The sequence below is a fragment of the Stappia taiwanensis genome, assembly GCF_014635285.1.
Lineage (GTDB): Bacteria > Pseudomonadota > Alphaproteobacteria > Rhizobiales > Stappiaceae > Stappia > Stappia taiwanensis.
On sequence record NZ_BMCR01000010.1, the window covers coordinates 109,426 to 124,060 of the forward strand.

The window sequence follows — 14,635 nt, forward strand, 5'->3', positions numbered from 1 at the left end:
TCCAATATCACCCAGGATTGCGGTGGCTTTGCGGCCTCCCGGGGCACTGTGCCCCGCCAGGCCGTGACACCGGTGACGCGCCCGCATGGGCGAGCCTAACCGCTGCAGATGACAATCGGATCGGCCTTTCGCCGATCTGCCGCGCGCATCGACCACGCGATGCGCGCGGCACCACGCTAGTGCCCGTCCCGCCGGCGCCAGACGCTGGTCCGCCGCAGCAGGGAGCCAGTCACCACCACCTGAACGAGCTTCACGCACACCGACGTCAGCACGATCATGATGGCCATCGCCGCCGCCGGCGCCTGATCGCCAACGTCATCCATGTTCAAAACGGCGATGGAGGCCAGTTTCGTATCCGGCGCATAGAGGAACACCGCTGCCGAGACGGTCGTCATCGCATTCAGGAAAAGATAGATCGCCACGTCGATAATCAAGGGCAGGCAGATCGGCACATGCACCCGCCACATGGTCTTGTAGGCCGGCACCTTGAGCGAGGCGGACACCGCTTCGAACTCCCGGTCCACCTGTTTCAGCGCGGTGACGAAGGACAGGTGCGAGACCGTGTAGAAATGCACAACCGTCGACAGCACCAGGATCGCCATCGTGCCGTAGAACCCGCTCAGCGGATTGAGCGGGTTGGAAAAGAAGAACACATAGGCAAGACCAAGCACCAGGCCGGGCACTGCCATCGGGATCATCGCCAGCATGTGCAGCAGCCCGCGGGCAAACGGCAGCCCGTCCGACTTCTCGACGAAATAGGCGCCGAGGAAGATCACGCTGGTGCCGATCACCGCCGTCCAGGCCGCCATTTCCAGCGAATTGGTGAAGGACGCCCAGCCATTCGGGTCGATGGCGTTGAAGTCGTAATGCACCAGCGACAGGGTCAGATTGTACGGCCAGTAGGTCACCAGCGAGGCGAACACCGCCGTGCCGATGATGCCGATCAGGAACACGGCGACCAGCGAGCAAAAGGCGAGGAAGGCCCGGTCGCGGATCTTGTTCGGCACCGGCACGTAAGGCACCGCCCGCGCGGAAAGCTGCGCCACCTGCTTGCGCCGCACGATCCTGTCGACGGAGAACGAGATGATCGCGGGGAACAGGAGGATCAGGCCGACCACCGCGCCCATGGAGAAGCTCTGCTGACCGACCACCTGCTTGTAGATATCCGTCGCCAGCACATTGAAGTTGCCGCCGATCACCTTGGGCACGCCGAAATCGGTGATCGTCAGGGTGAAGACAACGAAGCCGGCGCTGATCAGCCCGTAGCGGGCACCGGGTACGGTAATGGTCCAGAACGCCCGCCAACGCGAGGTGCACATCGCCTCCGCCGCCTCGTAAAGCCGCGCATCGGCGGTCGACAGCGCCGTCACCATGATCATCAGCACATGGGGAAACACATAGAAGGTGATGCCAAGCACGATGCCGATCGGCCCGTAGATCGAGTTGCCGAACAACAGCCCCTTGATCATCCCCTGATTGCCGAACAGATAGATCAGCGCAATCGCCGACAACAGCGAGGGCGCCAGGATCGGGATCATGGCAATCGCCCGGAACAGCGTGCGCCCGGGCATGCAGGTGCGGGTCAGCGCATAGGCGTAGCCGAAGGCCAGGAGACAGGCGAGCACCGTGACCACCAGGGCGATCTCGACCGAGTTGAAGATCGACTGGATCAGCCCGGCGGAGGAGAAGTACTTGGCGAAATTGGCAAGCCCGACATAAGCGCCCAGATCGTCCTGAAGGCTCTTGATGAAGATCGTCGCCAGCGGCGCGGCGACGAAGACGATGAGCAGCCCGACCCCGGCCAGCAGCCCCAGCGTCGACACCAGACGGCCGCCGTCGATCGGCGCCCGCCCGGCAAGGGCAGTGCTGTCGGCCGCGCTCATGCCCCGGCCTCCGCCACCGGCTGCGCGCGCCCGCCGGCTGTGCGTTCATCGCCCGGATAAACGCACAGCCGGTCTCTCGGCAGGGAAAACGGCAGCGTGCTGCCTTCGCTGATGCCGAAATCGCGCAGGATGTTGGCGGAAAGATCCGCGTCGAAGGCTTCTCCCTCGAAACCGTCCACCCGCACCCGGGCCCGGCTGAAGGAGCCGAGAAAGTCGATGCTCTCCACATAGCCGAGGAAGCGGTTTTCCGCCGTCTCCTCCACACCGCGGAACACCACGTCTTCCGGCCGGAAGCTGACCAGCACCTCGCCGGTGCGGTCCGGCACCTGAGCGGTGTCGAGCGACAGGGCCTGCTCGCCGATGCGCACCGAACCATCCTTGCCGATGCGGCCACGCAACAGGTTCATGTGGCCGACGAAATCGGCGACGAAGGCGCTTTGCGGGCGGGAATAGACCTCCATCGGCGTGCCGACCTGCTCGATCTTGCCCTTGCTCATGACAACGACGATATCGGCGAGCGCCAGCGCCTCCTCCTGGTCGTGGGTCACCATCACCGTGGTCACGCCAAGCCGGCGCTGCAGGTCCTTCATTTCGTGGCGCAGATCGACCCGCACCTTGGCATCGAGCGCGCTCAACGGCTCATCGAGCAGCAACAGGCCCGGCTGCATCGCCAGCGCCCGCGCCAGTGCCACCCGCTGCTGTTCGCCGCCCGACAGCGCCGCCGGGTATTTGCGCCCCGAGGTGGGCAGATGCACCAGTTCCAGAAGCTCCTGCACCCGCGTGGCGATTTCCGCCTTGGGCAGGCCCTGATTGACCAGGCCGTAGCCGACATTGGCGTTGACGGTGAGATTGGGAAACAGGGAATAGGACTGGAAGACGATGCCGAAATCGCGCTGCGACGGCGGCAGGTTGGAGATATCCCGCCCGTCCTGAACGATCCGCCCCGAGGACTGACGCTCCAGGCCGGCGATCGACCGCAGCAAGGTGGTCTTGCCGCAGCCCGAAGGACCAAGAAAACAGACGAACGAGCCGCGCTCGATGGTCAGGGAGATATCGGCGAGGGCCGAGAAGTCGCCGAAGCGCTTGCAGACGTCCCGGATTTCAAGAAACACATCGCTCTCCGCTGCCTCGGGTTCGGGCGACAGGCGCGCCGACTGGGCAAGGGCCGGGCGTTTCGCTGCCATGTTCATGACCGGCGATCCTTCCGAGCTGATTGGAAAGAAGGAAGAAGTCCGGCCGGACGCGCCGGCCGGTCTCGCTGATGTGCCGCTTATTTCGGCGCGGACTTCGACCCGTAGCGCTTTTCCCACTCTTCGAGGATACGCTTGCGGTTTTCAGCCGCCCAGCCGAAATCGTTGTCGATCATCTTGTCCTGGATGTTCTCCGGGAAGTTCTCGACCGGCTTGGCGATGCCCGGCATGGCCACCACCGCATAGGCCTCGTTGTACATCCGGTTGGCCTTTTCGGTGACGGACCAGTCGGCGAAGGCCTTGGCACCGGCCTTGTTCTTGGCCGTCTTCATGATGCCGAAGCTCTCAAGGTCCCAGCCGAGACCCTCCGACGGGGCGATCACCGCCACCGGCGCGCCGTCGCTCTTCAGCTGTGCGCCCTTGTAGGCGAAGGAGACGCCGATCGGGTATTCGCCGCGCCCGGCCATCTTGCACGGGGCGGAGCCGGAATGGGTGTAGATGCCGATGTTTTCGTGCAAGCCGTCCATGTAGGACCAGGCCATGTCCTCGCCCCAGATCTGCATCCAGCTCGACACGTCGAGGAAGCCGGTGCCCGAGGAGGCCGGGTTCGGCATGACGATATGGCCCTTGTAGACCGGCTTCAGCAGGTCCTGCCAGCTCGCCGGCATCGGCAGACCCTTGGCCTCCGCCTCATAGGTGTTGACGCAGAGAGAGGCCACCCAGGCGCGCTGGCCGACCCAGCGCGGCGGCGACTGCTTGTCCATCAGCGCCGGCGACAGCTTGTCCACCCCGGCCGGCGCATAGCCCTCCAAAAGGCCCCGGTCGGCCATCATGAGAAGGCTGGTGGCGGCAAGACCCCATACGATATCCGCCGGCGAGTTCTCCCCCTCCGCCAGCAGCTTCGCCGTGATCACGCCGGTGGAATCGCGCACCCACTGGATTTCATAGTCCGGATTGTCCGCCTCGAAGGCTTCGGCGAAGCCGGTCAGTTCCTCCGGTTCGACCGCCGTGTAGACCGTGATCTTCTCGCGCGCCGCGGCCGCCTCGATGCCAATGGCAAGCGTGGCGACCGCCGCGAATCCTGCAATGCGGCCAAAGGTCTGTGCTACCGTTCCCATGTAAGTCTCCATCCGCGAAGGTGATCGGTTCACTCGCCGCCCGGCAGGTTGTTTTGTCGTTTTGCCGGTACGACTGGGCGCAAACCTTACGCCACAAGGAAACGATTGGCGAAGCCCATAAGTCAAATCGCTAATTTCGATACGACGTATCGCATGAATTAATATAAAAGAAATCTCCGCGCCGAGCGCACCTGTCTTGTCCAGGTGTCTGCCGGCATGAGAAATCGAGGATCCGGAATGCGGTATGTGCAGTTGCGCGCCTTTCACAACGTCGCCATGGCCGGCGGCTTTTCCAAGGCGGCGGATGTCCTCGGGCTGACCCAGCCGGCGGTCTCCGACCAGGTGCGCAAGCTGGAGGAAGAGTATGACATCGCGCTGTTTTACCGGAACAAGCGCCAGGTCTCGTTGACCGACACCGGGCACCGGCTACTGGAAATCACCCGGCGCATGTTCGACACGGAAAACCAGGCGATGGAGTTTTTGTCCGAGGCGCGGGACCTGCGCACCGGCAGCTTGCGCATCATCGCCGACAGCGCTCTTCACCTGCTGCATCTGCTGCCGCCGTTCAAGCAGCGCTATCCGGGCATCGAGATTTCCATTCGCAGCGGCAACACCGAAACCGTGCTCAAGGCGCTTGGCGACTATGCCGCCGATGTGGGCGTGCTCGGCGAGATGATCGAGCGTCCCGGCTTCACGGCCCGAACCCTGGGCAGCGAGCCGCTGATTGCCTTTGTCGCCCGCTCCCACCCCTGGAGCCAGCGGAGCGGAGCAACCCTTGCCGAAATCTGTTCCCAGCCGCTGATCCTGCGCGAGAACGGCTCCAAGACCCGGCAGAAGTTCGAGGACGAGGTACACCGGCGCGGCCTGCCCCTGCAGATCGCCATCGAGGCGGAAGGACGCGAGGCGGTGCGCGAGATCGTCGCCACCGGCCTTGGCGTCGGCGTCGTCTCCCAGGCCGAGTTCGGCCACGATCCCCGGCTGGCGATCATCCCGATCCTGGATGCCGACATGCATATGGAAGAGGCCCTGCTCTGCCTCAGCGAGCGCGCCCAAGCAAAGCTGATCTCCGCCTTCTTCGAAATCGCCGCCGAAAGCCGGACGGACGAACAGCCCACCGGCTGAGGCGCACGACCCCTCCGCCTCACACCTTGATCCGGGCGCCGCGCGGGTCATAGGCCGGACGCAGAGAGGCCGTTGCCGGGTAACGCCGACCGGCGATATCGACCTCCCATGTGCCTTCCGCGACATAGGCCGCGTCGACGCCGCCCTCGGCCCGCACCAGGGCCAGGGCCACCGGCCCGCCGAGAGAAAAACCATAGGCGGCGGAGCGCAGATCGCCCACCGGTTCCCCGTTCCGCAGCACCAGTTCCCCGCCCCAGGCCACCGCCTGCGGATCGCCGACCACCAGTTGCACGATCCGCCGGCGGGGCGGCATCCCGCGCCGCTCCAGCAGCGCCTCCCGGCCGATGAAGCCGCCGGGCTTGTCGAAATCGACGGCAAACGCAAGGCCGGCTTCAAACGGGGTGACATCCGGGTCGAGCTCACGCGCCCAGGCCCGGTAGCCCTTTTCCAGCCGCAGCCCCTCCAGCGCGTAGTAGCCCGCGTCCCGCAACCCGAGATCAGCACCGGCCTCGAACAGCGCGTCATAGACCCCAGCGGCGAACTCCGCCGGCACGTAGAGCTCAAAGCCGAGCTCGCCCACATAGGTCATGCGGTTGGCCAGCACCGTGGCATGGCCGAGGTCGATCTCCCGGTTGCTGGCGAAGGGAAAGGCCTCGTTGCCGAGATCCGCATCGGTCAGCCGGGAAAGCAAGGTGCGCGCCTGCGGCCCCATCACGCTCAGGACCGCATGGGCGGAGGTGACATCGGTAAGCACCGCTGCGGCGCCTTCCGGGATCTGCCGGCGGATCCAGTCCGCATCGCGCACCGGCTGCGCCGTGCCGGTCACGATCAGGAAGCTGTCCGACCCGCGCCGCATCACCGTCAGATCGCTTTCATAGCCACCGCGCGCATTGAAGAGCCCGGTGTAGACCGAGCGCCCCACCGGCACGTCCACATTGGCCCCGCAGATCCGGTTCAGCACCGTCACCGCGTCCTTGCCCTGAAACAGGAACTTGGCGAAGGAGGTCTGGTCGAACACCGCCACCGCCTCACGCACGGCCCTGTGCTCGCGGCCCACCGCCTCGAACCAGTTCTGCCGACCGAAGGAATAGCGCGTGGCCCGCTCCTCCCCCGGCCCGGCGAACCAGTTGGCCCGCTCCCAGCCCATCTTCGAGCCGAACACCGCACCCTTTGCCGCCAGCCGGTCATAGAGCGGCGACTTGCGCAAGGGCCGGGCGGTCTCCAGCTCCCGGTTCGGCCAGGGCATGGCGTAATGCAGGCCGAGCGTCTCCTTCACCCGGTCATGCAGCCAGCGCGGGTTGTTGTTGAACCGGTCGAAGCGGCGGATGTCGACCGGCCACAGATCCTGGGTCGGCGCGCCGTTGACGATCCATTCGGCCAGCGCCATGCCGGCCCCGCCGGCGCTGGCGATGCCCATGGAGTTGAACCCGGCGCCGACGAAGAAATTGCGCAAGGCCGGCGCCTCGCCGAGAATGAAATTGTTGTCCGGGGTGAAGCTCTCCGGGCCGTTGTAGAACTGGCGGATCTCCGCCTTCTCCAGATCCGGCACCCGCTGCAGCGCGTTTTCCATCAGGATCTGGAACTGGTCCCAGTCGTCCGGCAGGAGCTGGAAGACGAAATCGTCGGGAATGCCCTCCATGCCCCAGGGCTTGGCCTCCGGCTCGAAACCGCCCATGACCAGGCCGCCGACCTCTTCCTTGAAATAGATATAGCCGTCCGGATCGCGCATCACCGGCAGGTCCGGGTGAACCCCGGCCATCTTGCCGGTGACGATGTACATGTGCTCGGCCGAATGCAGCGGCACGTCGACCCCGCACATGGCCCCGACCTTGCGCGCCCATTGCCCGGCGCAATTGACCACCGTCCGGGCGGTGATCGCCCCGTGGTCGGTCTCAACGCCGGTGACCTCGCCCTTCGCCGTCGTCACGCCGGTGACCCGCACGCCCTCGATGATACGCGCGCCGCCCTGCCGGGCGCCCCGCGCCAGCGACTGGGTGAGGTCGGTCGGGTTGGCCTTGCCATCGCCCGGCAGCCACACCGCGCCAACCAGATCCTCCGTCGCCATCACCGGCCACAGCGCCCCGGCCTCCGCCGGGCTCAGCACCTCGATCTCCACCCCTTGCGCCCGGGCCGAGGCGGCGGTGCGCCGCAGCACCGTCATCCGTTCCGCGCTGCGGGCAACGGTCAGCGAGCCGCAGTTCTTCCAGCCGGTGGCCAGCCCGGTCTCCGCCTCCAGCCCGGCATAAAGCTCCGTCGAGGCGCGGATCAGCCGGGTCATGCTCTCATGGGAGCGCAACTGGCCGACGAGGCCGGCCGCGTGCCAGGTGGTCCCGCCCGAGAGCTTGCCCTGTTCCAGCAGCACCACATCCCGCTTGCCGAGCTTCGTCAGGTGATAGGCGAGACTGGCGCCGACGATGCCGCCGCCGATGATGACGATTTCCGCCTGGGAAGGAACGGGTGCTTGCGACATGGCAGGGCTCCGATGCAGGTGATCCAATGGGTTCAAGACAGATCACGCTTTGCAAAACTTTGCAAATATTTTCGTTATTTGGCAAAATTCGTGATATACCAGATTTGCCAACCACGCCCCGGCCGCGCCGTTCGACCACCCAACCCGCGCGATGAAACCAGACAGGATCCTTCAAGGTGAGCGACACATCCCCCTTTCCCGCCGAGCACCGCCGGGCGCTGATCCTGGAAGAGCTGGACCATCATCAGGCGGTGACCATCCGCGCCCTCAGCGAACGACTTGGTGTTTCCCGCGAGACCCTGCGCAAGGACATCGCCCTTCTGGCCGAGGCCAATTGCCTGCGTCAGGTGCGCGGCGGCGCGGTGATCGCCGATGCGCAGGAGCCGCCAGTGGAGGAGCGCACCCAGACCAACCCGGAGGGCAAGCGGGCGATGGCCCGCCATGCCGCCGGTCTCGTTGAGGACCACACCTCGGTGCTGATCGATTCCGGCACCAGCACCCGGATGCTGGCGGAGTTGCTGGCCCGGCGCAACGGCCTCACCGTCTTCACCAACGATCTGCGCATTGCGCTTGATCTCAGGGCCAGCGCTCGCGCCGTGCATGTCCTGGGCGGCCAGCTCGGCACGGATGAAGACGCGACCCAGGGGCTCGACGCCATCGACATGCTGCGCGGCTATACCGTCGACATCGCCTTTGTCGGCGTTGGCGGGCTCAGCGCCGAGCGGCTGGTGTCCGATTTCAGCCGCGACGGCGCGGCCTTGCGCTGTGCCATGCTCGCCGCCGCCCGCCATCCGGTGCTGCTGGCCGACCACAGCAAGATCGACCGGCCCGCCCCCGTCCGGCTCACCGATATCCCGACAGGAACCCGGTTGATCACCGACCGGCCGCCCGCTCCGGACCTTGCCCAGACGATGGAGGCCGCCGGGATCGGTCTCGATATCGCCCGGGACAGCGCCTGATCGGCTCTCATCGGGTGCAAGACCGGAAGGAATGGGGTCGGGACCGCAAGTCATTGGACGTCTGCCGCCGCCGGGGCTATGACCGAGGACAAGATCATTCCCACTGGTGAGCGACTTCATGACCGGCCCTCTTTCCCATCTGCGTGTTCTCGACCTGTCGCGGGTTCTTGCCGGACCCTGGTCCACCCAGGCGCTCGCCGACATGGGCGCCGAGGTGATCAAGATCGAACGGCCCGGCGCCGGCGACGACACCCGTGGCTGGGGCCCTCCCTTCCTCAAGGACGCGGACGGCAACGAGACCCGGGAGAGCGCCTATTTCCTCTCCGCCAACCGGGGCAAGAAATCGGTCGCCGTCGACCTCTCGCGCGAGGAAGGCCGGCGCCTGGTGCTGGAGATCGCCAAGCGTTCCGACATTCTGGTGGAGAATTACAAGCTCGGCGGGCTGAAGAAATACGGGCTCGACTATGACAGCCTGAAAGCGGTCAATCCGCGCCTGATCTATTGCTCGATCACCGGCTTCGGCCAAACCGGCCCCTATGCCGCGCGCGCCGGCTATGATTTCATGATCCAGGGCATGGGCGGGCTGATGTCGGTCACCGGCGAGGCCGACGGCCGGCCCGGCGGCGGACCGCAGAAGGTCGGCGTCGCCCTGACCGACATTCTCACCGGGCTTTACGCCACCATCGGCATTCTCGGCGCACTGGCCGAGCGCGAGCGCTCCGGTGAGGGCCAGCACATCGACATGGCGCTGTTCGACGTTCAGGTCGCGGCCCTTGCCAACCAGTCGCTCAACTATCTGGTGTCCGGCACCGCCCCGGTGCGCCTGGGCAATGCCCATCCGAACATCGTGCCCTATCAGGCCTTCGAGACCGCCGATGGCCATCTCATTCTCGCCGTTGGCAATGACGGGCAGTTTGCCCGCTTCTGCGAGATCGCCGGCCGGCCGGAACTGGCCACCGATCCACTCTACGTCAGCAATCAGGCCCGGGTCGCCAACCGGGACACCCTGGTGCCGCAGATCGCCGAGATGCTGACCAAGCGCACCACCGCCGACTGGATCGCCGCGCTGGAGACCGCCGGCGTTCCTTGCGGCCCGATCAACACCATCGCCGAGGTGTTCCAGGAGCCGCAGGCCCTGGCGCGCGGCCTCGCCACCCAGATGGCCCATGCCAGCGGTGCCACCGCGCCCGGTGTCGCCAGCCCCTTGCGCTTCTCCCGCACGCCGGTGAACGACAAGGTCGCCCCACCGATGCTCGGCCAGCACACCCGTCAGGTCCTTGCCGAGGTGCTCGGCCTCAGCGAGACGGAAATCGGCGCCCACGAGGCCGAGGGCACCGTCGCCGCTGGGTAGCACGCCGCCGGCCAGGTTGCACTGCAAGATTTCTGTGCAATTTTTCGCTGCAGTGCAAAAACTTGCGGCGCGCCCGGGCGCGCCGCTCTTTCGGTCCGCGCACCCGCCAGTCTGCCGGGCGCGGACGTAAGCCGCTCTATCGGCTTCGTCTTTTTCTCCCGCCAGCGGTTCTCCCGCATTTGGCACGCATCTTGATTTCCCCTTTGTCATGCCGGTGACGGCGCCATGAGACAGGGGAAAGCGATGACTGCGGCGGTATTGAAGACAACGGCGGGCCTGGCGCTCGCGGCACTTCTGGCGACGGCAACGCCCCAGGGCCTGCGCGCCGAGGACACCATCAAGATCGGCATCCTGCATTCGCTTTCGGGAACCATGGCGATTTCCGAGACGACCCTGAAGGATGCCGTGCTGATGCTGATCGAGGAGCAGAACCGCAAGGGCGGCGTGCTCGGTAAAAAACTCGAGGCAGTGGTTGTCGATCCGGCGTCCGACTGGCCGCTGTTCGCCGAAAAGGCGCGGGAGCTGATCGAAGTCGAGAAGGTCGCCGCCGTCTTCGGCTGCTGGACCTCCGTATCGCGCAAATCGGTGCTGCCGGTGTTCGAGGAGCTGAACGGCCTGTTGTTCTACCCGCTCCAGTATGAGGGCGAGGAGAGCCAGCGCAACGTGTTCTACACCGGCGCGGCGCCGAACCAGCAGGCGATCCCCGCCGTCGAGTATCTGATGCAGGAGGAAGGGGTGGAGCGCTGGGTGCTGGCCGGCACCGACTATGTCTATCCGCGCACCACCAACAAGATCCTGGAGACCTACCTGAAGTCCAAAGGCGTTGCCGCCGAGGACATCATGATCAGCTACACCCCGTTCGGCCACAGCGACTGGCAGACCATCGTCGCCGATATCAAGGCCTTCGGCTCCGCCGGCAAGAAGACCGCCGTGGTCTCCACCATCAATGGCGATGCCAATGTCCCCTTCTACAAGGAGCTGGGCAATGCCGGCATCAAGGCGGAAGACATTCCGGTCATCGCCTTTTCCGTCGGCGAGGAGGAACTGGCCGGGCTCGACACCGGCCCGCTGGTCGGCCACCTCGCCGCCTGGAACTACTTCCAGTCGGTCGACACGGAGGAAAACGCCGCCTTCGTCGACACCTGGCGCGCCTTCACCGGCGACGGCGAACGGGTCACCAACGATCCCATGGAGGCCCATTACCTCGGCTTCAACATGTGGGTGAAGGCGGTGGAGAAGGCTGGCAGCACCGATCCGGACGCGGTGATCGACGCCATCGTCGGCGTCACCGTGCCCAACCTCAGCGGCGGCTATTCGGCGATGATGCCGAACCACCACATCACCAAGCCGGTGCTGATCGGCGAGATCCAGGACGATGGCCAGTTCGAGACGGTCTGGGAAACCCCCGGGCTCGTGGTCGGAGATGCCTGGTCCGATTATCTGGACGGCTCGAAGGACCTGATCGCCGATTGGCGTCCGCCGATGGCCTGCGGCAACTTCAACACCGCAACGGGTAAGTGCGGCGGGTCGGGCAGCTGACACGCGCCCATCCCCCCGCATCCAGAGGGAGGGGGGCGGACAATGTATCCGCCTCCCCCGACCTTGCCTCGCGCCGCGCTCAACGCCTGCGCCGCCGCATCGGCTCTGCCCGCACCCAAGTCGTCCAGAGGTCCCATGATCCGAGCTTGCCTCCCACCTCCGGCCCCAGCGATACTTGCCCTTCGTGCCCTGCTGCTCCTCGCCCTCGTGCTGGGCGCCTCCCTTGCCGGCAACCAGGCCCGCGCCGGGGAAAGCCCCGATCTGCGCGCGGCCATCGCCGCATTGGCGAAGGGGTCCTTTGCTGAGACCGAGAAACGGATCGCCGCACTCACCGCCCTGGGCGATGCCCGTGCCGTCCCGGCGCTGGAAGCCCTCGCTGGCGGCGACCTTTACCGGCGCAAGGCCGATGGCGCGGTTTTCATCGTCAGCGGCGCGAGCGGCGGCTATCGGCTCACCGACCCGCTGACCTTGCAGGACGCCGGCACCGCCGGGCGCCGCGAGGTCAAGAAGATCCGCGTCAACAACCGGCTGCGGCGGGCGATCCGCGCCGCCCTTGGCGCCCTTACCTTGAGCGCTTCCGATCCGGCCCGGCGCCTTGCCGCCGCCGAAGCCATCCTCAAGGCCCGCGACAAAGAAGCGGTCGAAACGCTCGACCGAGCGCTTGCCCGCGAGACCGTTGCAGAGGTGGCCGCCGCCCTGCAGGCCGCACGGGCGGCGGCGGTGCTGGCCTCCGACCGAAGTGCCGAGGAAAAGAGCGCGGCCATCAATGTGCTCGCCGCCCGCGGCGACCGCGAGGCCATGGCAATTGTCGCAAGCATCGCCGCCACTGAGGACCAGGCGCTTGCCGGGCAGGCCACGGCAGCCCTCGCGCGCATGGAGCGGAGCCAGGCGCTGTGGGATGTCGCCCGCAACATCTGGTACGGCCTGTCGCTCGGCTCGGTGCTACTGCTGGCGGCCATCGGCCTTGCCATCACCTTCGGCGTGATGGGCGTCATCAACATGGCCCATGGCGAAATGGTGATGCTCGGCGCCTACACGGCCTTCATGGTGCAGGGCCTTTTCGGCGCGCTGGTGCCGGGGCAGATCGACTACGCCCTGGTGGTCGCCCTGCCCGCCGCCTTCCTTGTCACCGGCCTTGTCGGCATCGCCATCGAGCGCGGGGTGATCCGCTTCCTGCATGCCCGGCCGCTGGAGACCCTACTTGCCACCTGGGGGGTGTCTCTGATCCTGCAACAGGGGGTGCGCACCCTCTTCGGCCCGACCAACCGGGAGGTCGGCACGCCGTCCTTCATGTCCGGCGCCTTCGAGCTCGGTCAGTTGACCATCACCTACAACCGGCTGTGGATCCTCGTCTTTTCGCTCGCCCTTTTTGCCGCGCTGATTGCTGCGATGAAGAAGACCCGCTTCGGCCTGACCATCCGCGCCGTCACCCAGAACCGGCGCATGGCCGCCTCCATGGGCATCCGCACGCCGCTGGTCGACGCGCTCACCTTCGGGCTCGGCTCCGGCATCGCCGGCATTGCCGGCGTCGCCCTGTCGCAGATCGACAATGTGTCGCCCAACCTTGGCCAGTCCTACATCATCGACAGCTTCATGGTGGTGGTGTTCGGCGGGGTCGGCAATCTCTGGGGAACCCTGCTCGGCGCCATGAGCCTTGGCATCGCCAACAAGTTCCTGGAGCCCTTCGCCGGCGCGGTGCTGGCCAAGATCCTGGTGCTCGTCTTCCTCATCCTGTTCATCCAGAAGCGCCCGCGCGGCCTGTTCGCCCTCAAGGGCCGGGCGGTGGAGGCATGACGCGCGCAGGCGGCACACCGGCCGGGAGGCTAGCCCCATGACACGACGGTTCTTCACCCATGGCATGACCCGGGGCGGCTGGGTCTTCCTGGCGCTGCTGGCGGCGGCCGGCCTGCTCATTCCGCTGCTGAACCTTGCCCTTCCCGAAAGTCACCCGCTGCACATGCCGACCTACGCGGTGACGCTTTCCGGCAAATACCTGACCTATGCGCTGCTGGCGCTGGCGCTCGATCTGGTCTGGGGCTATTGCGGCATCCTGTCCCTTGGCCATGCGGCTTTCTTCGCCCTCGGCGGCTATGCCATGGGCATGTACCTGATGCGACAGATCGGCCCGCGCGGCGTTTATGGCGATCCGCTGTTGCCGGATTTCATGGTCTTCCTCGACTGGCAGGAGCTGCCCTGGTACTGGCTCGGCTTCGACCTCTTTCCCGTCGCGCTGGCCATGGCGCTTGTGGTCCCCGGCGTGCTTGCCTTCGTGTTCGGCTGGTTCGCCTTTCGCGCCCGCGTTGGCGGCGTCTACCTGTCGATCATCACCCAGGCGATGACCTACGCGTTGCTGCTGGCGTTCTTCCGCAACGACATGGGCTTTGGCGGCAACAACGGTCTGACCGATTTCAAGGAGATCCTCGGCTTCGACCTGCAGTCCGATGCGACCCGCGCCGGGCTGTTCGCCGCCTCGGCGCTCGCCCTCGGCCTTGCCTTCGTGCTGTGCGTCGCCATCACCTCGTCACGGCTCGGCAAGGTGCTGATCGCCGTGCGCGACGCGGAAAGCCGCACCCGTTTCCTCGGCTACCGGGTCGAACACTACAAGCTGTTCGTCTGGACCGTTTCGGCGATGCTGGCCGGGCTCGCCGGCGCGCTCTACGTGCCCCAGGTCGGCATCATCAATCCGGGCGAATTCGCCCCGGCCAACTCCATTGAGGCAGTGATCTGGGTGGCCATCGGCGGACGCGGCACGCTGGTCGGCCCGATCCTCGGCGCTGGCCTGGTGAATTTCGCCAAGAGCTGGTTCACCGCCGCCCTGCCGGAACTCTGGCTCTTCGCCCTCGGCGCGTTGTTCATCGCCGTGACCCTGTTCCTGCCAAGGGGCCTTGTCGGCAGCCTGCCCCGGTTGTGGGCCAAAGCCACCGGCACCCGATCCAAGGCCCCGCCTGACGCGCGCGCCAAGGCGCCGGCGGCGGCGGAGTAGGAGAATGACCATGCCCCCTC

Annotated in this window: 10 protein-coding genes; 6 read left to right on the forward strand and 4 right to left on the reverse strand. The window is 66.2% G+C overall.

Going from position 1 to position 14,635, the window contains the following annotated elements:
• Positions 1-176 precede the first annotated feature (176 nt).
• The 3 genes from IEV83_RS18605 to IEV83_RS18615 form a co-directional block, all read right to left on the reverse strand.
• Entirely contained in the window at positions 177-1,883 is a 1,707-nt protein-coding gene (locus IEV83_RS18605; RefSeq protein ID WP_181760712.1) for a putative 2-aminoethylphosphonate ABC transporter permease subunit, read from the reverse strand.
• A complete protein-coding gene (locus IEV83_RS18610) occupies positions 1,880-3,073 on the reverse strand; it encodes a putative 2-aminoethylphosphonate ABC transporter ATP-binding protein (RefSeq protein WP_244628245.1) in 1,194 nt (397 codons plus the stop codon). Before IEV83_RS18610 ends, IEV83_RS18605 begins: the two co-directional genes overlap by 4 nt.
• An 80-nt stretch (positions 3,074-3,153) precedes the next feature.
• Positions 3,154-4,191, reverse strand: a complete 1,038-nt coding sequence (locus IEV83_RS18615) for a putative 2-aminoethylphosphonate ABC transporter substrate-binding protein (protein WP_181760713.1) — start codon at positions 4,189-4,191, stop codon at positions 3,154-3,156.
• 237 nt (positions 4,192-4,428) lie between these two features.
• Between IEV83_RS18615 and IEV83_RS18620 the strand changes: the two genes are divergently transcribed.
• Positions 4,429-5,313, forward strand: a complete 885-nt coding sequence (locus tag IEV83_RS18620) for a LysR substrate-binding domain-containing protein (RefSeq protein WP_181760714.1) — start codon at positions 4,429-4,431, stop codon at positions 5,311-5,313.
• Positions 5,314-5,332: 19 nt separating this feature from the next.
• On the opposite strand, the gene IEV83_RS18625 is transcribed toward IEV83_RS18620, so the two are convergent.
• The gene (locus tag IEV83_RS18625; RefSeq protein WP_181760715.1) at positions 5,333-7,783 is read right to left on the reverse strand and encodes a GcvT family protein; all 2,451 of its coding nucleotides are present in this window, start codon (positions 7,781-7,783) and stop codon (positions 5,333-5,335) included.
• A gap of 176 nt (positions 7,784-7,959) precedes the next feature.
• On the opposite strand from IEV83_RS18625, the gene IEV83_RS18630 reads away from it, so the two are divergent.
• From IEV83_RS18630 to urtC, 5 genes are all read left to right on the forward strand, one after another.
• The gene (locus tag IEV83_RS18630) at positions 7,960-8,742 is read left to right on the forward strand and encodes a DeoR/GlpR family DNA-binding transcription regulator (RefSeq protein WP_181760716.1); all 783 of its coding nucleotides are present in this window, start codon (positions 7,960-7,962) and stop codon (positions 8,740-8,742) included.
• A 118-nt stretch (positions 8,743-8,860) separates the two neighbouring features.
• Complete coding sequence (locus IEV83_RS18635) at positions 8,861-10,093, forward strand: CaiB/BaiF CoA transferase family protein (RefSeq protein ID WP_181760717.1); 1,233 nt, start codon at positions 8,861-8,863, stop codon at positions 10,091-10,093.
• 243 nt (positions 10,094-10,336) lie between these two features.
• On the forward strand, positions 10,337-11,632 hold the full coding sequence (gene urtA, locus IEV83_RS18640; protein WP_181760718.1) for an urea ABC transporter substrate-binding protein: 1,296 nt from the start codon (positions 10,337-10,339) through the stop codon (positions 11,630-11,632).
• Between the two features lie 135 nt (positions 11,633-11,767).
• Positions 11,768-13,426 carry an urea ABC transporter permease subunit UrtB gene (gene urtB / locus IEV83_RS18645; RefSeq protein ID WP_181760719.1) on the forward strand — a complete coding sequence of 553 codons (1,659 nt, stop codon included), beginning with the start codon at positions 11,768-11,770 and terminating at the stop codon, positions 13,424-13,426.
• Between the two features lie 37 nt (positions 13,427-13,463).
• Entirely contained in the window at positions 13,464-14,615 is a 1,152-nt protein-coding gene (gene urtC, locus IEV83_RS18650; protein ID WP_181760720.1) for an urea ABC transporter permease subunit UrtC, read from the forward strand.
• Positions 14,616-14,635 lie beyond the last annotated feature (20 nt).